This is a genomic window from Pseudonocardia hispaniensis, assembly GCF_042658695.1.
Lineage (GTDB): Bacteria > Actinomycetota > Actinomycetes > Mycobacteriales > Pseudonocardiaceae > Pseudonocardia > Pseudonocardia hispaniensis.
Window position 1 is genome coordinate 1 of record NZ_JBHSQW010000018.1, and the last position, 23,402, is coordinate 23,402.

A 23,402-nucleotide genomic window follows, 5' to 3' on the forward strand; every position below is an offset into this window, starting at 1 on the left:
GCGGACCGCGCGGGCACGGGTCTCCTCATCGAACTTCCGAGGTGCTCCCACAGCTCCAGTCTCCTTGCTAGATCAGGAGCCTCTCCGCGAGCCAGGGCGATTCATTGCGGGTAGTACCAGCACCAGCACGTGTCCCGTAGATCTTGGGTGACGGGTGCGGTAGGCAAGTGTGGTGCTGGATCGTCACGATCTGACCGACGCCGAGTGGGCGCGTGTGGAGCCGTTGTTGCCGGACACGACCTCGCGGCGGGGCGGGCGGTGGGCCGATCACCGGACGGTGCTCAACGCGGTGTTCTGGCGGACCCGCTGCGGCGCGCCGTGGCGGGACCTGCCCAAGAGCTACGGCTCCTGGAAGACCATCTACAACCGGCATCGGCGCTGGTCGGCGGACGGAACATGGGAACGTGTCCTCGACGAGCTGCGCCGCAACGCCGACCACACCGAGGGCCCGGACTGGACCGTCGCGGTCGACGGGGCCCTGGTGCGCGCCCATCAACACGCCGCCGGTGCCCGGCACCGCCCGCCCGCCGAACTCCCCCAGGAGGATTCGACTCTTCAGCAGCCATGCAAGTTCCCGACCAGCCGGTTGGCAACTACCGCAGCGCAGGCCGGCAGCCCCGCGCGCATCGGCGTAGCGGGCCGGCCAGTCCAGCGGATGCGAACTCGACAGGCTCCTCACCAGTCCACGGCGATATAGCCCAGTTCGAGGTACTCGTGGATCCCTTCGAAGCCTCCCTCGCGGCCGAGGCCGGACTGCTTCACCCCCCGAACGGTGCCGCGGGGTCCGACACCAGCCCTCGATTCAGCCCCATCATCCCGACCTCCAGCCGCTCGCCAACCGCGAGGCCGCAGGCGAGGTCGCCGCTGGAGACATAGGCCGCGAGCCCGAGTTCGCTGTCGTTGGCGACCGCAACGGCGTCGTCGTCGTGTTCGACGGGAATGATCGAGGCAACCGGCCCGAAGATCTCCTGGGCGCCGAGCGTCGAGTCTCGGGGTACGTCGGTGAGGACGGTCGCCGGATAGAAGAAGCCCGGGCACTCGGGGACCTCACCACCCAGCTGCACGGCGGCGCCCTGCTCGACGGCCGCGCTGACATTCGCCGCGATCTCGTCGCGGCGGCGGCCGTTCACCAACGGTCCCAGTTCGGTACTGTCGCTGGCGCCAGGGCCCATCCGGAGCGCGGCCATCCGCGCGCTCAGCCGCGCGGCGAAGTCTGATGCCACGGACTCCTGGACGAGGAAGCGGTTGGCGGCCGTGCACGCCTGCCCGTCGTTGCGCATCTTCGCGACGAGGGCTCCCTCGACGGCGTCGTCGAGGTCGGCATCGTCGAGGACGATGAATGGGGCATTGCCGCCAAGCTCGAGCGACGTGTTGACGATCCGCTCCGCCGTCTGCCGAAGCAGGTACAGACCCATCTGGGTCGACCCGGTGAACGCCACCTTCCGCACCCGGGAGTCGTGCAGTGCGACCTCGACCAGCTCGGCGGGCCGATCGGTGGTGAGCACGGACACCACGCCCTCGGGCAGGCCGGCACGGCTCATCAGGGCCGCCAGGTGGAGCGCGGTCAACGGGCTGTCCTCCGCGGGCTCGACCAGCGCCGTGCAACCGGCCGCGAGTGCCGGTGCCAACTTTCGGGTGATCATCGCGGCCGGGAAGTTCCACGGCGTCAGCATCAGGGTCACCCCACCGGCCGGTGCACGGTCATCCGCAGCTCCCCTCCGAGGCGCCCCGCCTCCTCGGAAGACCAGCGGAAGAACTCGGCGGCACAGCGGACCTCACCGCGGGCGTCCTCGCGAGTCCTGCCATCTCACGTCTCGTGTCAGGAACACCAACCACGATCCACGACAGACGGGAACATGCTGGTCAAGCCGGTGGGCGCGGCAGGGATCGAACCTGCGACCGCTCGGGTGTAAGCCGAGTGCTCTCCCGCTGAGCTACGCGCCCCGCGTGCCCCGCGCCCGTGAACGGGCCGGGCATGCCGTTGACCTACAGCGTGGCCAGGGCCTTCTTCCAGACGCCCTGGTCGCGCGGTTCGCCGCGGCCGTTGACCTCCGCGAACCGCACCGTGCCCTCCTTGTCCACCAGGAAGGTGCCGCGTAGCGCGAAGCCGTGGGCGGAGTCGAAGACCCCGTAACGCTCGGCCACCGCGCCGTGCGGCCAGAAGTCGGCCAGCAGGGGGAAATCGTAGTCCTGCGCCTGGGACCACGCCTTCAGGGTGAAGGGATGGTCGACCGAGATCCCCACGACCTGAACATCGTCGTTCTGGAAGCTCGACAGATCGTCGCGGACCGCCGACAGCTCGCCGGTGCAGATGCCGGAGAACGCGAACGGATAGAACACCACGAGAACGGCCGTGCGGCGGCGGAACGACGAGAGGGTGACCTCCTGGTTGTTCTGGTCCCTCAGCGTGAAGTCGGGAGCCTCGGTTCCCACCTCAGGCGCCATGTACGGGTCTCCCCTCGGCGTGCGGACTACCCGCCCCCATGGCGGCGGGCGGTGTGGTGCCAGTTGAGCCTAGGCCACGCTCACCGTCTGGCCTTGCCCGACTTCGGTGCGACGAGCCGGGCGCCCGCCCAGTCGTCGCTCACGCTGATGTTCGAGGTCTGCGAGAGCCCGGCCGTCGGTGCGGCCTCGGCGATCTCGCTGGGTTCCAGATGACCCCGCCGCCCGGTCTTGGGTGTCAAGACCCATACGACCCCGTTCTCGGCGAGCGGACCTCGGGCATCGACGAGGGCATCGACGAGATCGCCGTCGCCCTCCCGGAACCACAACAACACCACATCGATGACGTCAACGGCGTCCTCGTCGAGCAGCTCATCGCCGCAGCGTTCCTCGACGGCGTCGCGCACCGCCTCGTCGACGTCGGAGTCCCAACCGAGTTCCTGGACGACCATGCCCGGCTCGATGCCGAGCTTGCCCGCGATGTCGGACGATCGTCCGGCATCTCCCGCGGCGACCACGCGTGTACCCCATTTCGCTCTGTTCTCCGGTCCGGACCGCGCCCGGCTCCGTGCTTGGATGCGGCATCCGAACACGTCAGCACGGCCCCGCGCAACCGCCGTTCCGCGATCACACGGCGAGGGGCACGATAGAGGTACACCCAGCATGACAACCAGAGCAGAGCTCGAGCCTTACAGGGAGATCCCTTGACCGGCACCACCAGCAGCCCCGGCGCGACACCCCGCCGCGTCCACGTCATCCGGGACGGCCTCGCCGCACACCTGCCCGACATCGATCCGGAGGAGACCGCGGAATGGCTCGACTCCTTCGACGCAGTCCTTGACGCGGCAGGGCAGCAGCGCGCCCGCTATCTCATGCTTCGCATGCTGCAGCGGGCCCGCGAGCGCCATGTCGGGGTACCGTCGCTGACCAGCACCGACTATGTGAACACGATCCCGACCGAGCGCGAGCCGTGGTTCCCCGGGGACGAGGAAACCGAACGCGCCTACCGGCGCTGGATCCGGTGGAACGCCGCGATGATGGTGCACCGCGCCCAGCGGCCCGGCATCGGCGTCGGCGGGCACATCTCGAGCTACGCGTCGTCCGCGACCCTCTACGAGGTCGGGTTCAACCACTTCTTCCGCGGCAAGGATCACCCGGGTGGTGGGGACCAGGTCTTCATCCAGGGCCACGCCTCCCCCGGGATCTATGCCAGGGCCTTCCTCGAAGGCAGGCTGTCCACCGACCGGCTCGACGGCTTCCGCCAGGAGCTGTCCCACGGCGGCCCGGGCCACGGCCTGCCCTCCTACCCGCACCCTCGGTTGATGCCCGACTTCTGGGAGTTCCCCACCGTCTCGATGGGGTTGGGCCCGATGAACGCGATCATGCAGGCCCGGGTCAACCGGTACCTGCGCGACCGCGGCATCTGTGACACCTCTCAGCAGCACGTCTGGGCCTTCCTCGGCGACGGCGAGATGGACGAGCCGGAGTCGCGCGGGCTGATCCACGTCGCCGCCACCGACGCGCTGGACAACCTCACCTTCGTCGTCAACTGCAACCTGCAGCGTCTCGACGGCCCGGTCCGGGGCAACGGCAAGATCATCCAGGAGCTGGAGGCGTTCTTCCGGGGAGCCGGCTGGAACGTCATCAAGGTCATCTGGGGCCGGGAGTGGGACGCGCTGCTCGCCGCCGACCGCGACGGCGCTCTGGTCAACCTGATGAACCTCACCCCCGACGGCGACTACCAGACCTACAAGGCCAACGACGGGGCATTCGTCCGCGAGCACTTCTTCGGTCGCGACCCGCGTACCAAGGCGCTCGTCGAGCCGATGACCGACGATCAGATCTGGGGACTCAAGCGCGGCGGCCACGACTACCGCAAGGTCTATGCCGCCTACGCCGCGGCCATGGAGCACCACGGCCAGCCGACGGTCATCCTGGCCAAGACGATCAAGGGCTACGGCCTGAGCTCGTTCGCCGGGCGCAACGCCACCCACCAGATGAAGAAGCTCTCGCTGGCCGATCTCAAGCAGTTCCGCGACGAGCTGCGCATCCCGATCTCCGACGCCGAGCTCGAGCACGACCCGTACCTTCCGCCCTACTTCCACCCCGGCGAGGAGGATCCGGCGCTGCAGTACATGTTGGAGCGGCGCCGCATGCTCGGTGGACCGGTGCCGTCGCGGCGGACCTCGTCCAGGCCGCTGGTGCTGCCCGGCGACCGGGCCTACGAGACCATCCGCCGGGGTTCGGGCAAGCAGGAGGTCGCCACCACGATGGCGTTCGTCCGGTTGCTGCGCGAGCTGGTCAAGGACCCGGAGATCGGGGCCCGGATCGTGCCGATCATCCCGGACGAGGCCCGCACGTTCGGCATCGACTCGATGTTCCCGACGCAGAAGATCTACAACCCGCACGGACAGCAGTACACGTCCGTGGACGCCTCGCTGCTGCTCGCCTACCGCGAGAGCGAGCAGGGTCAGCTGCTGCACGAGGGAATCAACGAGGCGGGTTCGGTCGGCTCGTTCATCGCGGTGGGAACCTCCTACGCGACCCACGACCAGCCGATGATCCCGGTCTACGTCTTCTACTCGATGTTCGGGTTCCAGCGCACCGGCGACTCGCTGTGGGCCGCGGGCGACCAGATGACGCGCGGCTTCCTCGTCGGCGCCACCGCGGGACGGACGACGCTGACCGGGGAGGGCCTGCAGCACAACGACGGCCACTCGCTGCTGCTGGCCAGCACCAACCCGGCGGTCGTCGCCTACGACCCGGGGTTCTCCTTCGAGGTGGCGCACATCGTGCGCGACGGGCTGCGCCGGATGGTCGGCGAGCAGCCCGAGGACGTCATGTACTACCTGACCGTCTACAACGAGCCGTACGTGCAGCCGGCCGAGCCCGCGGGCCTCGACGTCGACGGGCTGCTGCGCGGGCTCTACCGCTACCTGGGCACTGCCCGCGCCGACGGCCCTCAGGTCCGGCTGCTCGCCTCCGGCGTCGCGCTGCCGTGGGCGCTGCGGGCCCGCGACCTGCTGGCCGAGCAGTGGGGAGTGGGGGCCGAGGTGTGGTCGGTGACCTCGTGGGGCGAGCTGCGTCGCGACGGGGTCGAGGCCGAGCGCCACAACCTGGTGCACCCCGAGGAGGAGCCCCGGGTGCCCTACGTCCGCACCGCCCTCGCCGACAGCGACAGCCCGGTCGTCGCCGTGTCGGACTGGATGCGGGCCGTCCCGGACCTGATCCGGCAGTGGGTGCCCGCGCCGTTCACGACGCTGGGCACCGACGGCTTCGGGCTCTCGGACACCCGGCCCGCGGCGCGGCGGCATTTCGCGGTCGACGCCGAATCGATCACCGTCGGTGCGCTGGGGGCGCTCGCGGCACGTGGTGAGATCGACCGCGGTGTCGTCACCGAAGCGGCGGCGAAGTACGCCATCGACGACCCCCAGGCCGCCGGGCCGCAAACCAGCGATCCCGGCGTCGCGTGAGAGTGGCGGCAGCATTTCTCGGGAAACCGCATGTCGATGACACTCGGCAGAAGCGGTTTCGCACGGTACGCTCCGGCCGACACCGGCGTCGCTGATCGCGAAACGGTGTCCCGACCCGGGCGCGGAGCGTAGCGGCCAGGCGGCGCGATGCCGGGGGCGAGTGCCCTGGCACCAGGTACGAGGAGAGCAAGAATGGCAGAGGGCACCGTCAAGTGGTTCAACAGCGAGAAGGGCTACGGCTTCCTCGCTCCCGACGGTGGCGGAGCGGACGTATTCGTGCACTACTCCGCGATTCAGGTCAACGGATACAAGAGCCTCGATGAGGGCCAGCGCGTCTCGTTCGACATCGAGCAGGGCCAGAAGGGCCCGCAGGCCACGAAGGTGACGCCCCTCGGCTGAGCGTCGCGCGCACTGCGCGCACTGATCGATCGGACCCGGGCGGCAGCCGATGCTGCCGCCCGGGGGGTCCTGTCGTGTGGACCGTTCAGCCGGACAGCGCTCGGCGTCCGGGCGAGTGTCCGTTTCTGTTCGGCGCCCTGTCGGGCGTGACATGCTGCTCGGCGTGACCGCATCCGGTATCCGGCCTCGGGCGGCGCCCACGACCGTGTGCGCCGCCACCCTGCGCCGCCTCGAACGGGCCGCAGGCGAGGTGGCAGGTGCCTGCCTGGCCGCGATGGCGACGCGGCAGTCGTGGTTCGCACGGTTGCCCGCGGAACAGCGTGCCGGTGTGCAGCTGGTGACCCAGACCGGTGTCGCGAACTTCGTCGCGTGGCTCGGTCAGGGCCACGCCGTCGGCGCAACCGCGACGGGGCGGGGCAGGCTCACCGCCGAGGCCTTCCGCATCGCTCCCCGCGGTCTGGCCCAGAAGCTCACCCTGCGCCAGACCGTCGAGCTCGTCCGGATCGCCACGGACGTGTTGGAGCAGCGGGTGCCGCCGTTCGCCGCGGACGACTGCGAGCTCCAGGTGCTGTCGGAGGCCGTGCTGCGGTTCGGCCGGGAGGTCGCGTTCGCCGCGGCGACCGCCTATGCGGGCGCCGCCGAGGACCGTGGTGCGTGGGACGCGCGGCTGGAGGCGCTGGTCGTCGACGGCGTCGTGCGCGGCGACGGCGGCGACGAGCTCGTCTCCCGGGCCTCGGCACTGGGCTGGAACCCCTCGACCGCGGTGCGGGTGCTGGTCGGCACGCCACCGCTCGAGAACCCGCCCGAACGCCTCGGGGAGCTGCGCCGCAGCGCCGTCCGGATGGGACATTCGGTTCTGGTCGGCGCGCAGGGCAGCCGGCTGATCGTGCTGCTGTCCGAACCTCCCGGCGGCTCCACGCAGGCCGATCCGATCAGCCGGATCGCCGAGGACTTCGGGCCGGGACCCATCGTCGTCGGACCGGTGGCCGCCGACCTGATCGCGGCCCACGCCAGCGCCCGGGACGCGCTCGCGGGCCTGCGCGCCGTCGCGGGCTGGCCGCAGGCACCGCGTCCGGTGGCCGCCGACGACCTGTTACCCGAGCGGGCGATGTTGGGTGATCCGGCCGCCCACCGCAGGCTGGTCGAGGCCGTCGTGACACCGCTGACCGAGGCGGGCGGTGAACTGCTGCGGACCCTCGCGGCCTATCTCGAGGGTGGCGCGGCCCTCGAGGCGTGCGCCCGCGCGTTGTTCGTCCACCCCAACACCGTTCGCTACCGGCTGCGCCGCGTGAGTGAACTCACGGGCCGTCTCCCCATGGATCCGCGTGATTCGCTGGTGCTGCGGGCCGCCCTCATCGCCGGCCGTCTGCAGTCCGCGGGCGGCCTCGACGAACCCTCCGCAAGGGTCTGAGCTGCGACGGACCCCTACAATCGGCCATCGGCGCAGGCGGCGAGCCCCCGGTGCCGCCGCGTGTCATTTGGAGGAAACCTCCAAAAGCGGAGCGTGGAGTTGGTACGTGACATCATCCCCGCCGGGGCTCGCGGCAGTGTTTGCTCGCGGACGTGATCGCGTTGCTCGCGCCGGGTCAGGGCTCGCAGACCCCCGGCATGCTGACCCCCTGGTTGGAGGATCCCGAGGCCGAGTCGAGACTGGCCGCGTGGTCGGAGGCCACCGGACTCGATCTACGGCGACTGGGCACCACGGCCGACGCCGAGGAGATCAAGGACACGGCGGTGACCCAGCCGCTCGTGGTCGCCGCCGCCCTGCTGGCCGCCGCCCGGCTCGCCGCGCGCGTCGATCTGCCCACGGCGGCCCCGACCGCGGGCCACTCGGTGGGCGAGCTCGCGGCCGCCGCCGTGGCCGGGGTGCTCTCCCCCGACGCCGCGGTCGCCCTCGCCGCGGTCCGCGGTCGCGAGATGGCCGCCGCCTGCGCGAGCGAACCCACGGGCATGAGCGCGGTGCTGGGCGGGAACCCCGACGAGGTGCTCGCCACGCTCGACGAACTCGGCCTCGACCCGGCCAACCGCAACGGGGCGGGTCAGGTCGTCGCGGCAGGCCCCACCGCCGCGCTCGCGGCGCTGGCCGACGCGCCCCCCGAACGGGCCAGGGTGATCCCGCTGGCCGTCGCCGGGGCGTTCCACACCCGCTTCATGGCCCCGGCCGAGCAGGCCCTGCGCGCCCATGCCGCCTCGATCCAGCCGGCCGACCCGCAACGGCCGCTACTCTCGAACGCCGAGGGCGCGGTCGTCACCAACGGCGACGACGCGCTCAACCGGCTCGTCGCCCAGGTGACCCGGCCGGTTCGCTGGGACGAGTGCATGGCCACGCTTCGGAAGATGGGGGTAACCGCCGTGATCGAGCTTCCGCCGGCCGGGACACTGGTCGGCCTGGTCAAACGCGAGCTCAAAGGCACCGCCACGCTCGCTCTCAAGACCCCCGACGACCTCGACAAGGCCGCCGACCTGATCGCCGAGCACGCCGGAGCAGCCCGATGAGCCGCCGGATGACCCTCGCGCCGGGCGCGCCGGGCGCGCGCATCCTGGGCATCGGCAGCAGCCAGCCCGAGACGATCGTCACCAACCACGATCTCGCCCGCCGCGTCGACACCAACGACGAGTGGATCCGCGACCGCGTCGGCATCGCCGAGCGTCGGATCGCCGACGCGGACACCACCCTCGTCGATCTGGCCGTCGAGGCCGGCGACCGGGCGCTCAAGGACTCCGGGCTGGTTCCGGCCGACATCGACACCGTCATCGTCGCCACCTGCACCATGCCCAACCCGATCCCCAACGCCGCGGCCCAGACCGCCGACCGGATCGGGATCAGCGCCCCCGGCGCGTTCGACATCAACGCCGCCTGCGCCGGGTTCAGCTACGCCCTGGGCACCGCCGCCGACCTCGTCCGGGCAGGCTCGGCCCGGAACGCCCTGGTGATCGGGGCGGAGAAGCTGTCGGACTGGCTGGACTGGGACGACCGCTCGACCTGCATCATCTTCGCCGACGGAGCCGGTGCGGCCGTGGTCGGCGCGGCCGGACCCGACGAGCAGATCGGGATCGGGCCGGTAGCCTGGGGCAGCGCGGGCGACCAGAGCCAGACGATCCGGATCCGCCCGGAGAACAACGCGCTGTTCCAGGAGGGTCAGGCCGTCTTCCGCTGGGCCACCACGAAGATCGCCCCGGTGGCGCTGCGGGCCATCGAACTGGCCGGGCTGACCCCGGCCGACATTGACGTGCTGATCCCGCACCAGGCCAACCTGCGGATCGTCGATGCGATCGCCAGGCGGTTGCGCAGCAAGGGCGCCCGGGAGGATATGCGGGTCGCCGACGACATCGTCCATTCCGGCAACACCTCCTCGGCGTCGATTCCGTTGGCGCTGGATCACATGCGCGCGCAAGGGCGCGTCTGCACCGGAGACACCCTCCTGCTCGTAGGCTTCGGCGCAGGCTTGTCGTACGCGAGCCAGGTCGTCGTCTGCCCGTAGCCGGGCGGACCCGAGTTTTCATCCAGAAGGAGAACGCAGTGGCTGACAACGCCGAGATCCTGTCCGGCCTCGCCGAGATCGTCGAGGAGGTTGCGGGCATCGACGCCGCCGACGTCTCGAGCGAGAAGTCGTTCGTCGACGACCTGGACATCGACTCGCTGTCGATGGTCGAGATCGCCGTGCAGGCCGAGGACAAGTTCGGTGTGAAGATCCCCGACGACCAGCTCGCCGAGCTCAAGACGGTGGGCGACGCGGTGAGCTACATCGCGAAGAACAAGTGACCCGATTCCGGTCGCTGCTCGAGGTGACGCCATGAGCACAGCCGCGGACGTCGTCGTCACCGGGTACGGCGCGACGACCCCGCTCGGTGGGGACGCCGCATCGACCTGGGACGCGCTCCTGGCGGGTAAGTCCGGAGTGGGGTTGACCCAGGCCGACTGGGTCGACACGTACGACCTGCCGGTGAAGATCTCCGCGCAGCTCGCCGTGGAGCCGACGGAGGTCCTGCCGCGGGTGCAGGCCAGGCGGATGGACCGCTGCGAGCAGGTCGCGGTCGTCGCCGCCCGCGAGGCGTGGGCGCACGCCGGGTCGCCGGAGGTGGAGCCCGAACGGCTCGCCGTCGTCATCGGCACCGGTATCGGCGGCGCGGTCACCCTGCTGGCGCAGGACGACCTGCTGGAGAAGGACGGCCTGCGCAAGGTCTCGCCGCTGACCGTCCCGATGCTGATGCCGAACGGCCCGGCCGCACTGGTCAGCCTCGAGATCGGCGCCCGCGGCGGGGCACACGCGCCGGCGTCGGCGTGCGCGTCCGGCGCCGAGGCGCTGGCGTGGGCGTGGCGGCTGCTGCGCGCAGGCGAGGTCGACGTGGTCGTGGCCGGCGGCGCGGAGGCGTGCATCACCGGGATCACCGTGGCCGGCTTCGTGCAGGCCCGCACGCTGAGCCAGCGCAACGACGAACCGGAGCGGGCCTCCCGGCCCTTCGATGTCGGCCGCGACGGTTTCGTGCTCGGTGAGGGTTCCGGGGTCATGGTGCTGGAGCGGGCCGACTTCGCCGCCGCGCGCGGAGCCACCGTGCACGGCAGGCTGGCCGGCATCGGGCTCACCTCCGACGCCTACCACATCACCGGGCCCGACCCGGAGGGCACGGGGCAGACCCGGGCCATGACCGCGGCCGTGCGCAGCGCCGGCCTGCAGCCATCGGACATCGGGCACGTCAACTGCCACGCGACCGCCACCGTCGTCGGTGACGTGGGCGAGAGCGTGGCGGTGCGCAAGGCTCTGGGCGAGCACCCGGTGCTCACCGCGCCGAAGTCGGCGCTCGGGCACCTGGTCGGGGCCGCCGGTGCGGTCGAGGGGCTCATCACGATGCTCTCGGTCCGCGACGGTGTCATTCCGGCGACGCTGAACCTCGACGAACTCGACCCCGGCGTCACCCTTGACGTCGTCGCGGGTGAACCTCGCAAGGTCGAGTTGACCGCCGCGATGAACAACTCGTTCGGCTTCGGCGGGCACAACGCGTCGCTCGTGTTCACCCGCCCGTGATCGCCTGCGCGGATACGGACGCCGCTGCCGGCCTCCGTATCCGCGTCGGCGCCGGGGCTCCGACCGGGCGCTTATCCGACCTGGTGCAGCCAGGTCACCGGCGCACCGTCACCGGCCAGCCGGAACGGCTCCAGGGCCGCGTCCCACGGCGAGCCCAGCAGCTCCTGCACGCGCGTCGGCAGCTGGCTCGGCGGCACCCCGCTCACCAGCGCCCGCAGCTGGTCCTCCCCCACCACGATGTCGCCGTTGGCGCTGGTTCGCCCGCTCCACAGGCCGAGGCCGGGGACGTAGCAGAAGCGCTCCCCGTCGACACCGTGGCTGGGCTCCTCGGTGACCTCGAAGCGCAGCATCGGCCAGGCGCGTAACGCGCCCGCGAGCGCGCCACCGCTGCCGGCCGGAGCCATCCAGGTGCACTCGGCGCGCAACTGACCGGGGGCCGCCGGTTGCGGCGTCCATTGGAGCGCAACCCGACTTCCCAGCACGCCTGAGATCGCCCACTCGACATGCGGGCACACCGCAGTCGGCGACGAGTGGACGAAGACCACGCCGCGTGTGCTCACAGGACCTCCGCTTCAAGACGAGGAACGTCTTCCCCTACGTCCTCGCAACGCGTCGGCCACCGAAGCTGCGCTGTATGTCCGGGTCCCCCGGCCCGGAGTGACGGGTAGCGATGTCGATGCGGTGATCACTCTGCCTGATCCGGCGGCACTCGGCCAGCCCCGAATGCTCGCCTGGGCGTGTCGCGGGTGTGTCGCGCCGCCGCCGCCACGGCCGCCCGGGGCGGTACCTGCGCCGATGTCCGGCGACCGACACCACCGCCACAGTCCGTATTCAAATCGTTACAAACAGTAGTATCGGACAACCCCGTCGGTCGTCTCGCAGGAGACGACACCCCGCTCGACCAACACGTCCAGGTGGGCGCTGGTCTCCAGGACCGCGAGCATGGCATTGAACGTGTCCAGCTCAGCGAGCGCCCGCTCGCGCCGGGTCCAGGTCAGCGAGGCCGCGACCTCCGCCGCGGTGGTCCGCCCCTCCGCGACCGCCTTCATGGTGGTGTCGAGGCGCCGCTCATGGTGCGCGAGCAGCTCGTCGACCCGCTCGTGCACCCGCCGCCCCACCCGCCCGTGCGCCGGCAGCAGCGCCGCGTCCGGCCGATCGCGCATCAGCTGCAGCGACACCAGGAAGTCCGCCAACGGACTCGCCGGCGGCACCGGTTCGAAGCCGATCGACGGCGTGATCGACGGCAGCACATGGTCACCGGCGAACAACAGATCACCGGCCGGGTCGGCGAACACGAGGTGCCCCCGGGTGTGGCCGGGGGTCTCGATCGCGACGAGCTCGCGCAGCGACGCATCGGCCCCGATCGCGATCACCGCCCGGTTCTCGATCCACTCGTCCGGCGCCGCCCAGTGGGACAGGTCCGCCGGGGTCAGCGGATACGCTGCGACCTCGTCGGCGAGCTGGGGAGCTCCTGCCCGACGCAACCGCTCGATGTGCACGCTGCCACCCTGCCGTCGCCCCGGCCGGTTGATCTCCTCGAACGCCTGTTGCTCGCCGCGGCCGAGCAGGACCTTCATCCCGAACTCCCGGCGCAGCGCCGCGGCCTGCGTGTAGTGGTCCCGATGCACGTGGGTGACCAGGAAGCGGTGGACGTCGCCGAGCCCGGCCCCCAGCGCGGCCAGCCCGGCCGCGAGCCGCTCGCGCGCCGCCGCGATCGCCCACCCCGAGTCGATGAGCGTCCAGCCGCTGCCGTCGGCGATGGCGTAGACGTTGACCGCACGCAGGCCGTCGTTCGGCAGCGGCAGCGGGATCCGGAACACCTGCGGCGCGCAGCGATACACGCCGGGGGCCGTCCAGTCGCCGTCGGGGTCGTCGTCGGTCACGCGCAAGGGGGCCATCCTCGCACCCTAGATCGGCTACCGCAGACCCGTCGCCGGAGTGTGCTCAATGCTCGGGCGGCGCGGTGAAGGCGTCGGTGCCCTCATCGGTCCGACCGGCGAACATCGCCTCCCCGTAGTGCTCACGGAAGGTCGCGAAGATCTCCTCCAGCGGCAGATCGGCGTAGGTGCCGCGGTCGTGTACGTACTCCATGTACTGCTGCCCGTCGCCGGTGTACTCGTGCATGAGAGCGTCGCCACGGCCGTCGAACGCGATCGGGGCGACCCCGAACCGCGTGCACAGCTCGCTGTTGAAGGCCGGGGTCGCCTTGACCCAGCGGCCCTCCAGGAACAGGTCGGTGTAGCCGTGGAAGACGAACAGGTCGACCCCGCCCATCCGCTGCCGCAGCCGCGGCGTGTTGAGGTGATTGCGTACGTCGGCGAAGCCCAGCCGCGCGGGGATCCCGACGGCCCGCGCGGCAGCGGTGAGCAGCACCGCCTTGGGCACGCACCAGTTGCTCGGCGAGGTCGCGACGGCGCTGGCCCGGTAAGCCGCCGGATCGGTCGTGAGGCCGAACGGGTCGTACCAGATCTCGTCGCGGACGGCCTCGAACAACAGCACGGCCCGGGTCAGCGGGTCGGTCTGCTCGCCGACGACCCGCGCGGCGAACGCGCGGACCTGCGGCGAGGCGGAGTCGACGAAGTACCCGGGGGCGGTGTAGTCGCCGCCGACCCGATGCGATGTCACGATCACCCTCCTCGATCCGGTCACCCGCCGACCACGGCGGTGCGCTATCGGGTCCGCCCCCGGGGCAGCAGCGGGGTCGGCGGGAGCTGCGGAGCCGCCAGCGCCGGGCCGTCGTAACCGGGGACGGTCCCGAACCGCGGCTCACCGCCGCCGGCCAGCTCGGCCTGCCAGGCCGTCCGCGCCTGGGCGACCTCCTCGCCGGTCCGGCAGATGAAGTTCCACCACATCACGATCTGTTCGTCGAAGGGCACCCCGCCGAGCAGCAGCAGCCTGCTGTCGGTGGCGGCGCGCAGCCGCAGCTGCGAGCGCGCGCAGCCGAGGTAGCACAGCGCCCCGGGCGCGAGCTCGCCGTCGAGATCGACCACGCCGGACACGGTGAGCGCGGCGTGCTCGAAGTCGGGTTCGAGCGGGAGGCGGACGTCGGCGCCCGCGGTGAGCTCGACGTCGATCCCGACCAGCGGGCTGTGCACCCGTCCCGGCGAGACCGCACCGGCGCACTCGCCGAGGAGCACGGTGGCCCGCAGCCCCCGCTCGGTGAGTACGGGCAGATCGGCGTGGTACTCGAAGCGAGGGGCGATCGCCCGCTCGGCGTCCGGGAGCGCGATCCACAGCTGGGCGCCGTGCAACCGCGGCCCGTGCGGGTCGGGCGACTGCTCGGCGTGCGCGATGCCCGCCCCCGCCGTCATCAGGCCGAGCTCACCGGGCCGGACGAGCTGGTCGCTGCCGAGGCTGTCCCGGTGGTGAACCCGTCCCTCCAGCAGCCAGCTGACGGTCTGCAGCCCGGTGTGGGGATGCGGTGGGACCTGCATGCCCGGTTCGGTGGCGATGTCGTCGGGGCCGTAGTGGTCGACGAAGCACCACGCGCCCACCATCCGGCGGCGCAGGCTCGGCAGCAGGCGCCGCACCCGGGTGCTCTGCCCCAGCATGACCGATCTGGCCGGCAGCACGTCGCGGGCCGGGCCTGCGGTGGCCGCACCGACGCACACCTCGACGGCGGGATCGGTGGCCGTGTTGCTCACCCCTGCGACCCTACGTCGTGGCCGGGGGCGTGACCATCAGGCGAAGCCGAAGGTGACCACCGCGGGCAGCCCGCCCCGGCCGAGCCGCTCGAACACCGATCGCTCGTGCGGCACCACCGGATCGGGCAGCGCGTCGAGCGGGAACCAGCGCAGCGCGGCGGCCTTGTCCGGCTCCACCAGACGCGGCTCCCCGCTCCAGCGCCGGCACTCGAAGAAGAAGTCGACTCGCTCGTCGATCGGCCTGCCGGTGCGCCGCGTGCGATGCATCGCCGTGAGCGGGACCAGGTCCTCGGCCGCGACGGTGATGCCCAGCTCCTCGGCCGCCTCCCGGCAGGCGGCATCGAGCACCGACTCGTCGGTCTCGACGTGCCCCGCCGCCGCGGTGGCCCAATGCCCGTCCATGAAACCGGTGCCCTGGCGCAGCTGGAGCAGGATCTCATCGTCCCGGCGCAGCACGACGTAGGCAGCGGGGACGAGCCGGAAACGCGCGGTCACGGCTGGTGACAGTAGGGCCCCGTCCGGGAGGCTCGGCGTCGGGGCCGGGCCCCCCGGACGGGAGTGGTTGCGTGCGCTCTCGGAACCGAAGGCGCCGCCCTGGGCGTGGCGCGGGTTTCCGCCGCGGCTCGGCTCAGCTGCAACCGCTGGTCGCGCCACAGCCCTCGCACAGGTAGCACGACCCGGCCGGGCGCATCTTCGTGCCGCAGGTCAGGCACAGCGGCGCGTCGGCCGCCTTGCCCAGCCGCAGCTCCAGCAGTTCGGTGGAGCTGCCGACCTCGGTCGACACCGGTTTCGCCGACACCGACGGCCGCGGCGAGCCACTGGAGTCGACCCCGGTGCGCAGGCCTTCGAGATCGACCTCGGTGTCGGTGTCGACGACCTGCGCGGCGCGTTCCTCCGCGGAGAAGATGCCCAGCTCGGCGCGCTTCTCGTACGGCAGGTGGTCGAGCGCGAGCCTGCGGAACAGGTAGTCGAGCACACTCGTCGCGATCCGGATGTCCGGGTCGTCGGTCATCCCGGCCGGCTCGAAGCGCAGGTTCGAGAACTTCGAGACATAGAACTCCAGCGGAATGCCGTACTGCAGCCCGACCGAGATCGACATGGAGAAGGCGTCCATCACCCCGGACAGGGTCGAGCCCTGCTTGCCGAGCTTGACGAAGATCTCGCCGAGGCCGTTGTCCGGGTAGGAACCCGCGGTCAGGTAGCCCTCGGCGCCGCCGACGGTGAACGACACGGTCTCGCTCGGGCGTTTCTTGGGCAACCGCCGCCTGACCGGGCGCACCTCGGCGGGCCCGGTGGCCTCCTCCTTCCCGTCCGTGCGGGCCTTCTTGCCGGCCGACAGCGGCTGGCCGACCTTGCAGTTGTCGCGGTAGATCGCCAGCGCCTTGAGGCCGAGCCGCCAGCCCTCGAGGTAGATCTTCTCGACGTCCTCGACGGTGGCCGACTCCGGCATGTTGACCGTCTTCGAGATGGCCCCGGAGAGGAACGGCTGCACCGCCGCCATCATCCGGACGTGCCCCATGGCGGCGATGGAGCGCTCGCCCATCGCGCAGTCGAACACCTCGTAGTGCTCGGGCCGCAGGCCCGGGGCATCGATCACATGACCGTGCTCGGCGACGTACTCGACGATCGCCTCGGCCTGCTCGGGCTGGTAGCCGAGCGCGGCCAGCGCACGCGGAACGGTCTGGTTGACGATCTGCATCGAACCGCCGCCGACCAGCTTCTTGAACTTGACCAGCGCCAGGTCCGGCTCGATACCGGTCGTGTCGCAGTCCATCATCAGTCCGATGGTTCCGGTCGGCGCCAGCACCGAGGCCTGCGCGTTGCGCCAGCCGTTGCGCTCGCCGATCTCCAGGCAGTCCTTCCAGGTCAGCGCGGCGAGTTTCTGAATCGGGGCGCTGGCCGGCAGGGTGCGGTAGTCGTCGTTCGCGGCGGCGTGCTTGCGCATGACCCGCTGATGCGCCTCGGCGTTTCGGGTGTACCCCGCATAGGGCCCGACCACCCCGGCCAGTTCGGCCGAGCGCTTGTACGCCGCGCCCGTCATCAGCGAGGTGATCGCCGCGGCGAGCGAGCGACCGCCCTCGGAGTCGTAGGCGTGTCCGGTGGCCATCAGCAGCGCCCCGAGATTGGCGTAACCGATGCCCAGCTGACGGAACTTGCGGGTGGTCTTGGCGATCGGCTCGGTCGGGAAGTCGGCGAAGCAGATCGAGATGTCCATCGCGGTGATGACCAGCTCGACCGCCTTCGCGAACCGTTGCGCGTCGAACGTGCCGTCAGCGCCGAGGAACTTGAGCAGGTTCAGCGACGCCAGGTTGCAGCTGGAATTGTCCAGGTGCATGTACTCGGAACAGGGATTGGACGCCGTGATCCGACCCGATTCCGGGCAGGTGTGCCAGTCGTTGATCGTGTCGTCGTACTGGATACCGGGATCGGCGCATTCCCAGGCGGCCTGGGCGATATCGTGGAACAACGTGCGAGCATTCACCCGCTCGATGACCTCGCCCGTCAGCCTGGCCCGAAGCCCGAACTCGGTGTCCCCCTCGACAGCGCGCATGAAATCGTCGGTGACCCGGACCGAGTTGTTCGCGTTCTGATATTGCACCGAGGTGATGTCCGTGCCGCCGAGGTCCATGTCGAACCCGGCGTCGCGCAGCACCCGGATCTTGGCCTCCTCCTTGGCCTTGGTCAGGACGAACTCCTCGATGTCGGGATGGTCCACGTCGAGGACGACCATCTTGGCCGCGCGCCGGGTGGCGCCGCCCGACTTGATGGTTCCGGCGCTGGCGTCGGCGCCGCGCATGAACGACACCGGCCCGGAGGCGGCGCCGCCGGAGGACAGCAACTCCCTCGACGAGCGGATCCGCGAGAGGTTGAGCCCGGCGCCGGAACCGCCCTTGAAGATCAGCCCCTCCTCGCGGTACCAGTTCAGGATCGACTCCATCGTGTCGTCCACCGAAAGAATGAAGCACGCCGAGACCTGTTGCGGGCTCAGCGTTCCCACGTTGAACCACACCGGCGAGTTGAAGCTGAACACCTGGTGCAGCAGCATCCAGGTGAGCTCGTGGGCGAAGACCTCGGCGTCCTGTCCGGTGGCGAAGTAGCCGTGCTCCACGCCCGCGCGGTGGTAGGCGTCGACGACCCGGTCGATCAGCTGACGCAGGCTCGACTCGCGCTGCGGACTGCCCACCGCGCCGCGGAAGTACTTGCTGGCGACGATGTTGGTGGCGTTGATCGACCAGAAGTCCGGGAACTCGACGCCGCGCTGTTCGAAATTGACCGTGCCGTCGCGCCAGTTGGTCATGACGACGTCGCGGCGCTCCCAGGTCACCTCGTCGTAGGGGTGCACGCCGGGGGTGGTGTGGACGCGCTCGATGGTCAGGCCGGTGGACCGCTTGCGCCGATCCTCGCCCTTGGCGGCCGGCTTCGCCGCCCGGCCCTTCGCCGCGTCCGAAGCTGCGTTACCCGAAGCCGATTCGGCCCCGACGGTCTCCGTCATGCTCTCCCTCTTTTGCGTCCGAACATGCTGCTGACACGTCGCCGCTCCCGGGGGCGGCGACGTCCGGTCGGGGTCGGCGTCGGCCCCTCGTGCTGTGTCGTGCGTCACTCACTCCCGCACGACCCGACCCGCCGGCTCGGCTGCTTCCCCGGCAACCGGCCTCGCAGGTCGGCGATCTCCTTCTCGAAGTCCTCGATGGAGGAGAACGACCGATACACACTCGCGAAACGCAGGTACGCGACTTCGTCGAGCTCCTTCAACGGCCCCAGGATGGCCAGTCCGACCTCGTGGCTCGGGATCTCGGCGGACCCGCTGGCCCGTACCGTCTCCTCGACCCGGTGCGCGAGCTGCTGCAGAGCGTCCTCGCCGACCGGGCGCCCCTGACAGGCCCGCCGGACGCCGCGCACCACCTTCTCGCGGCTGAACGGCTCGGTCACGCCGCTGCGTTTCACCACCGTCAGCACCGCCTCCTCGACGGTGGTGAACCTCCTGCCACAGCCCGCACAGGACCGGCGGCGCCGCGTGGCCTTGCCGTCGTCGACCTCGCGAGAGTCGATGACACGGCAGTCGGGATGTCGGCAGAACGGGCAGCGCATGGCGACGATCCCCTCCCCCGTTACCCGTGCGAACCCCAACCTGTGGGCGAACAACGCATATGTAACCACAAGATATGGGGTTTGGCATCCCGCCACGCCGCCCCGGCGCGAAGATCCATGACACCCTGTCCCGCCCGCGTCCGACGGCGCACGTCCACCCGAGCAGCGCACGCCTCACTCAGCGGTGCCTGGGCCGCTCAGGTGCGGTCCGGAACGCGGGCGGCTGCTCAGGATGCGCGCCGCTCGGCCGGCAGGATCGTGCCGCTGACCTCACCGAACCCGATCCGGGACGCACCGGGGCCCGGCGCGGTCGCGCAGATCGTCACCTCGTCGCCGTCCTCGAGGAACGTGCGGGTGGCACCGTCGGGCAGCGTGAGCGGCTGGGTGCCACCCCAGGACAGCTCCAGCAGCGAACCGCGCTGGTCGCGCTCGGGGCCGCTGACGGTGCCCGAGGCGTAGATGTCCCCGGGCCGGGTCGGCGCCCCGTTCACCGTCAGGTGCGCGAGCATCTGCGCGGGCGTCCAGTACATGGTCGCGAACGGCAGGCAGGCCAGCCGGTGCCCGTTGAGCCGCACCTCGATCGCCAGGTCGAGCCCCCAGTCCTCGGCGTCCCGCAGATACGGCAGCGGCTGCGGGACGCGCGCGGGCGGGGCGACCCGAGCTGCGTGCAGGGCGTCCAGCGGGACGATCCAGGGCGAGACCGAGGTGGCGAACGACTTACCCAGGAACGGGCCGAGCGGCACGTACTCCCAGGCCTGGATGTCGCGGGCGGACCAGTCGTTGAGCAGGAACACCCCGAACACATGGTCGGCGAAGTCGGTCACCGGGATCGAGGTCCCGAGCGCGCTGCCGGCCCCGATGACGAATCCGACCTCCGCCTCGATGTCCAACCGCACCGACGGACCGAACACCGGCGCCGGATCGGCTGGCCCCTTGCGCTGCCCGGTGGGCCGCACGATCGGGGTTCCGGACACGACCACCGAACCGGCCCGGCCGTGGTAGCCGATGGGCAGATGCTTCCAGTTGGGCGTCAACGGATCCGAGTCCGGCCGGAAGATCCGGCCGACGTTGGTGGCGTGGTGTTCGCTGGCATAGAAGTCGACGTAGTCGCCGACGTCGATCGGCAGATGCAGCCTCACGCCGGTGCGCGGCTGCAGATGCGGGCGCACCAGATCCGCGAAGGCGGGCTCGGTGAGCCATTCGACGAGGGCGCGCCGCACCTGCTGCCAGGCCGGTCTGCCCGCCGCCAGCAGCGGGTTGAGCACCGGGCCGGCGAGCAGGTGCGCGAACGGCGCGCCGGTCGCCGCGGCCACGGCACCGGCGTCGAGCACCCACTCACCGATCGCGACCCCGACCCGACGACGTCCGTCGGCCGGGCTGAACACCCCGTAGGGCAGGTTCTCCAGTCCGAAACCGGTGTCGGCGGGCAGGTCCAGCCAGGTCATGAGGGCGTCTCCAGCAGTGGTCCGGGGGTGGGTCGGGAGCGCTGCGCCCGATCTTCCCCCATGGTGGCCGGGTGGCCGAGCGCACGGTCGAGCGCGGCCGCGACCGCGGCGGCCGTGGGTGCGGACAGGGTGGCGGCGACGTGCGCGTCGGGCCGGATCACCCATACCTCCCCCGGCCGCATCCGCAGCGCCGCCGAGAGCTCACCGGCCGGGTCGATGTCGGCCAGGGCGATGACCCGGGCCGGTCCGGGGACGGACGCGGCGGGGCCCCGCGCGACGGCCGGGTCGGCGTCCGGGGCCAGCAGGAGCAGGAACCCGTCGCGGGCCACCGCCCGGAACCGGCCGTGTTCATCCTCGGACGTCGTGATCGGCGCATCGGGGACCAGGACGCCGGGCCCGGCGGGTGGTGCCGCGCCGCGGGGCGGGCGACCCGGGAACGGCCGGGACGGGTCGGGGGTGGTCAGCGGGGACTCAACGTACCAGAACGGTTCGGCCAACCGTCCCGAGTCGACCTGGGCGCGGATCGCGGGATCGGCGCCCGCCCCGGCCAGCACCTCGGCGCGTCGTCGCGCCCGCACCGCGTCGGGGGGCACCAGGAAGTCCATCGTCGCCGTGGTCACCTCGAGGTTCTCACCGGCGGCGGCGTGCCGCTCGGCGTGGTAGGTCTCCAGCAGGTCCTCGGGAGCCCAGCCGTGACCGACATAGGCGATCTTCCAGGCGGCGTTCTCGGCGTCGGCCACCCCGGAGTTGAGTCCCCGCGCGCCGAACGGGGCGACCAGATGCGCGGCGTCGCCCGCCAGGAGCGTCCGCCCGACGCGCATCCGGTTCACCCGGCGGGACTGGAAGCGGTAGACCGATTTCCACACGATCTCGTAGTCGCGATCACCGATGATCGCGCGGATCCGCCGGTCCAGCGCCCCCGACGCCTCCTCGCGGGCCAGGTCGTAGTCGGGGGGCACCTGCCAGTCGATGCGGAACGTCGAGTCCGGGCAGGGGTGGATGAGCACCTGGCGGCCGGGGTTCCACACCGGGTCGAAGTAGAACCGTCGCTCGGTGGCCCAGCCCGGCAGGTGGGTGCGGATATCGCAGATGAGGAACCGGTCGTCGAAGGACTGGCCGTCGAAGGACACGCCGAGCAGCCGGCGCAGCTCGTCGCAGCGCGCGCCGGCGCACAGAAGCAGGTACGGCGTCCGCAGCGTCGTGGGTCCGGCCGGGGTGTCACAGTGGACGGTGACCCCGCTGGTGTCCGGCGTGAGGCCGACGACCCGGTGCGCCCACCGCAGCGCGACCAGCGGCTCGTCGGCGATCCGCGCGTCGAGCACCTGCTCGGTGCGCGCCTGGGAGATGTTGACGAACGGCGGGAAGGCCGAGCGGCCCGCGTCGACGAAGGTGTAGCTGAACAGCTCGCGGTCGCGGTGGAAGGTTCGTGCGGTGGTCCAGGTGACGCCCTCGGCGGCGATCTGCGCCCCGGCGCCCACGGCCTCCCAGATGTCCAGGACATCACGCTGCTGGCAGATCGCCTTCGACCCGATCGGGTCGCGGCCGCTGCGCCGGTCGAGGACCACCGACGGGACGCCCCACCGGGCCAGCAGCAGCGCGGCGGTCTGGCCGACCGGGCCCGCACCGACCACCACCACCGGGTCGGCGGACCAGGTGATCGATCCACGGATCATCGTGGAACTCCCGTCGTCGCGAGGGCCGGCTCGGGCGCTGGGTGCTGCGTGTCCGCTTCGCTCAGCCCTGCAGCCGCGCCCAGACCTCGCGGTCGCGTTCGGCCGTCCAGATGGCGGGGCGCTCGACACCCGACAGCTCGTCCCACAGCCGGGACACGTCGAAGGGCAGCGTGTGCTCGAAGATCGGCCAACGCCCGTACCGGGGGTGCAGCGCGGCGTGGCAGGCCGCGAACGCCTCGCGGACGGTGCCACCGCGCCGCTGCACGGCCTGCACCTCGTCGATCATGACCTCGAGGAAGTGCCGGGTCTGGCCGATCGCGGCGTCGACCTGCTCACGGCCCCGCGCCACCGCGCCGCGGCCGCCCACCAGCGTCTGCGCCCCGAACGCCGCCACCCGGTCCAGGGTGCCCCGCGACCAGTCCCGGTGGAAGGCGTCGCCGGTGTAGAGGGCCGCGGCGGATTCGACGAGGTCGCCGGCGAAGAGGATCTGCGGGCGCGGCAGCCAGGCAACGAGGTCACCCTCGGTGTGCCCGCGGCCGCAGTACTGCAACACGAGATCGCCGCGGTCGCCCCCGAGGTCGATCGTCAGCCGGTCGGTGAAGGTGAGGGTCGGCCAGGTGAGGCCGGGGATCGACTCCGGCGTGTCGAACAGCCGCGGCATCCGCTCGAACTCCGAGTCCCAGTCCTGCCGACCGCGCTCGGCGACCAGCTCCCGGGTCTTCTCCTGCGCGACGATCACGTCCGCCTGGAATGCCGACGCACCGAGCACGCGCACCGCGTGGTAGTGCGAGAGCACCAGGTAGCGCACCGGCTTGTCGGTGTGCTCGCGCAGCCGGGCGAGCCATTTCGCCGCCGCGGCGGGCGTCGCCATGGCCTCGAAGCAGACCAGGAAGTCCTCTCCCTCGATCGCGCCGACGTTCGGGTCGCCCTCCGCGGTCAGGGCGTAGACGCCCTCGGCGAGCACCTCGAGGGTCTGCTCCTTGACCGCCAGGTCCTGTGACGATGCGAACGGCTTCGGTCCCACGCCGGCCCCCTAGCAATCAAAACTTTGACTACCTTGGTCGGAAGCCTACGACAGTGGCCGCCCGAGGGGAACCCCGCAGCTCACCCGCCCCTGTGAGTGCGTAACAGTGTTCTAACACTGTTACGCACTCACAGGGGCGGTTGAGCTGGGCGATCGGCCTCGGCGAGCCGGTCAACGGATGCCGACCGG

At 71.3% G+C, this 23,402-nt stretch carries 21 protein-coding genes and 1 tRNA gene; 8 read left to right on the forward strand and 14 right to left on the reverse strand.

Annotation, left to right across the window (positions count from 1 at the left end; translation table 11 throughout):
• Positions 1–169 precede the first annotated feature (169 nt).
• A complete protein-coding gene (locus ACFQE5_RS08880) occupies positions 170–697 on the forward strand; it encodes an IS5 family transposase (RefSeq protein WP_379584355.1) in 528 nt (175 codons plus the stop codon).
• A 61-nt stretch (positions 698–758) separates the two neighbouring features.
• Here ACFQE5_RS08880 and ACFQE5_RS08885 read toward each other — a convergent pair whose 3' ends face one another.
• The 4 genes from ACFQE5_RS08885 to ACFQE5_RS08900 form a co-directional block, all read right to left on the reverse strand.
• Entirely contained in the window at positions 759–1,769 is a 1,011-nt protein-coding gene (locus tag ACFQE5_RS08885) for an aldehyde dehydrogenase family protein (RefSeq protein WP_379584423.1), read from the reverse strand.
• Between the two features lie 103 nt (positions 1,770–1,872).
• Positions 1,873–1,944 (reverse strand) — tRNA-Val (locus ACFQE5_RS08890).
• A gap of 42 nt (positions 1,945–1,986) precedes the next feature.
• Entirely contained in the window at positions 1,987–2,445 is a 459-nt protein-coding gene (locus tag ACFQE5_RS08895) for a peroxiredoxin (RefSeq protein ID WP_379584356.1), read from the reverse strand.
• Between the two features lie 80 nt (positions 2,446–2,525).
• Positions 2,526–2,960 carry a DUF3052 domain-containing protein gene (locus tag ACFQE5_RS08900; protein ID WP_379584357.1) on the reverse strand — a complete coding sequence of 145 codons (435 nt, stop codon included), beginning with the start codon at positions 2,958–2,960 and terminating at the stop codon, positions 2,526–2,528.
• Positions 2,961–3,146: 186 nt separating this feature from the next.
• On the opposite strand from ACFQE5_RS08900, the gene aceE reads away from it, so the two are divergent.
• From aceE to ACFQE5_RS08935, 7 genes are all read left to right on the forward strand, one after another.
• A complete protein-coding gene (gene aceE, locus ACFQE5_RS08905) occupies positions 3,147–5,915 on the forward strand; it encodes a pyruvate dehydrogenase (acetyl-transferring), homodimeric type (RefSeq protein WP_379584358.1) in 2,769 nt (922 codons plus the stop codon).
• A 192-nt stretch (positions 5,916–6,107) separates the two neighbouring features.
• The gene (locus tag ACFQE5_RS08910; protein WP_028931121.1) at positions 6,108–6,314 is read left to right on the forward strand and encodes a cold-shock protein; all 207 of its coding nucleotides are present in this window, start codon (positions 6,108–6,110) and stop codon (positions 6,312–6,314) included.
• 163 nt (positions 6,315–6,477) lie between these two features.
• Complete coding sequence (locus tag ACFQE5_RS08915; protein WP_379584359.1) at positions 6,478–7,725, forward strand: PucR family transcriptional regulator; 1,248 nt, start codon at positions 6,478–6,480, stop codon at positions 7,723–7,725.
• A gap of 152 nt (positions 7,726–7,877) precedes the next feature.
• A complete protein-coding gene (locus ACFQE5_RS08920) occupies positions 7,878–8,810 on the forward strand; it encodes an ACP S-malonyltransferase (protein WP_379584360.1) in 933 nt (310 codons plus the stop codon).
• A complete protein-coding gene (locus ACFQE5_RS08925; protein ID WP_379584361.1) occupies positions 8,807–9,796 on the forward strand; it encodes a beta-ketoacyl-ACP synthase III in 990 nt (329 codons plus the stop codon). Before ACFQE5_RS08920 ends, ACFQE5_RS08925 begins: the two co-directional genes overlap by 4 nt.
• A 38-nt stretch (positions 9,797–9,834) precedes the next feature.
• Positions 9,835–10,077, forward strand: a complete 243-nt coding sequence (locus ACFQE5_RS08930) for an acyl carrier protein (RefSeq protein WP_379584362.1) — start codon at positions 9,835–9,837, stop codon at positions 10,075–10,077.
• Between the two features lie 31 nt (positions 10,078–10,108).
• Positions 10,109–11,338, forward strand: a complete 1,230-nt coding sequence (locus ACFQE5_RS08935) for a beta-ketoacyl-[acyl-carrier-protein] synthase family protein (RefSeq protein WP_379584363.1) — start codon at positions 10,109–10,111, stop codon at positions 11,336–11,338.
• A gap of 71 nt (positions 11,339–11,409) precedes the next feature.
• Here ACFQE5_RS08935 and ACFQE5_RS08940 read toward each other — a convergent pair whose 3' ends face one another.
• The 10 genes from ACFQE5_RS08940 to ACFQE5_RS08985 all read right to left on the reverse strand — a co-directional run bounded on the left by ACFQE5_RS08940 (position 11,410) and on the right by ACFQE5_RS08985 (position 23,213).
• Complete coding sequence (locus ACFQE5_RS08940; RefSeq protein ID WP_379584364.1) at positions 11,410–11,898, reverse strand: DUF3145 domain-containing protein; 489 nt, start codon at positions 11,896–11,898, stop codon at positions 11,410–11,412.
• A 279-nt stretch (positions 11,899–12,177) separates the two neighbouring features.
• Positions 12,178–13,236 carry an MBL fold metallo-hydrolase gene (locus ACFQE5_RS08945; protein WP_379584365.1) on the reverse strand — a complete coding sequence of 353 codons (1,059 nt, stop codon included), beginning with the start codon at positions 13,234–13,236 and terminating at the stop codon, positions 12,178–12,180.
• A gap of 46 nt (positions 13,237–13,282) precedes the next feature.
• Positions 13,283–13,963: a transglutaminase-like domain-containing protein gene (locus tag ACFQE5_RS08950; RefSeq protein ID WP_379584366.1), complete on the reverse strand. Its 681-nt coding sequence runs from the start codon at positions 13,961–13,963 to the stop codon at positions 13,283–13,285.
• Between the two features lie 44 nt (positions 13,964–14,007).
• The gene (locus ACFQE5_RS08955) at positions 14,008–14,982 is read right to left on the reverse strand and encodes a pirin family protein (protein ID WP_379584367.1); all 975 of its coding nucleotides are present in this window, start codon (positions 14,980–14,982) and stop codon (positions 14,008–14,010) included.
• Between the two features lie 36 nt (positions 14,983–15,018).
• On the reverse strand, positions 15,019–15,477 hold the full coding sequence (locus tag ACFQE5_RS08960; protein ID WP_379584368.1) for an NUDIX hydrolase: 459 nt from the start codon (positions 15,475–15,477) through the stop codon (positions 15,019–15,021).
• A gap of 133 nt (positions 15,478–15,610) precedes the next feature.
• Positions 15,611–18,475 (reverse strand): vitamin B12-dependent ribonucleotide reductase, encoded by a 2,865-nt coding sequence (locus ACFQE5_RS08965; RefSeq protein ID WP_379584369.1) that lies wholly within the window; start codon positions 18,473–18,475, stop codon positions 15,611–15,613.
• Between the two features lie 104 nt (positions 18,476–18,579).
• On the reverse strand, positions 18,580–19,071 hold the full coding sequence (nrdR, locus tag ACFQE5_RS08970) for a transcriptional regulator NrdR (RefSeq protein WP_379584370.1): 492 nt from the start codon (positions 19,069–19,071) through the stop codon (positions 18,580–18,582).
• Between the two features lie 227 nt (positions 19,072–19,298).
• The gene (gene fahA, locus ACFQE5_RS08975) at positions 19,299–20,516 is read right to left on the reverse strand and encodes a fumarylacetoacetase (RefSeq protein ID WP_379584371.1); all 1,218 of its coding nucleotides are present in this window, start codon (positions 20,514–20,516) and stop codon (positions 19,299–19,301) included.
• The gene (locus tag ACFQE5_RS08980) at positions 20,513–22,189 is read right to left on the reverse strand and encodes an FAD-dependent monooxygenase (RefSeq protein ID WP_379584372.1); all 1,677 of its coding nucleotides are present in this window, start codon (positions 22,187–22,189) and stop codon (positions 20,513–20,515) included. Before ACFQE5_RS08980 ends, fahA begins: the two co-directional genes overlap by 4 nt.
• A gap of 61 nt (positions 22,190–22,250) precedes the next feature.
• Complete coding sequence (locus ACFQE5_RS08985) at positions 22,251–23,213, reverse strand: MBL fold metallo-hydrolase (protein ID WP_379584373.1); 963 nt, start codon at positions 23,211–23,213, stop codon at positions 22,251–22,253.
• Positions 23,214–23,402: the final 189 nt, after the last annotated feature.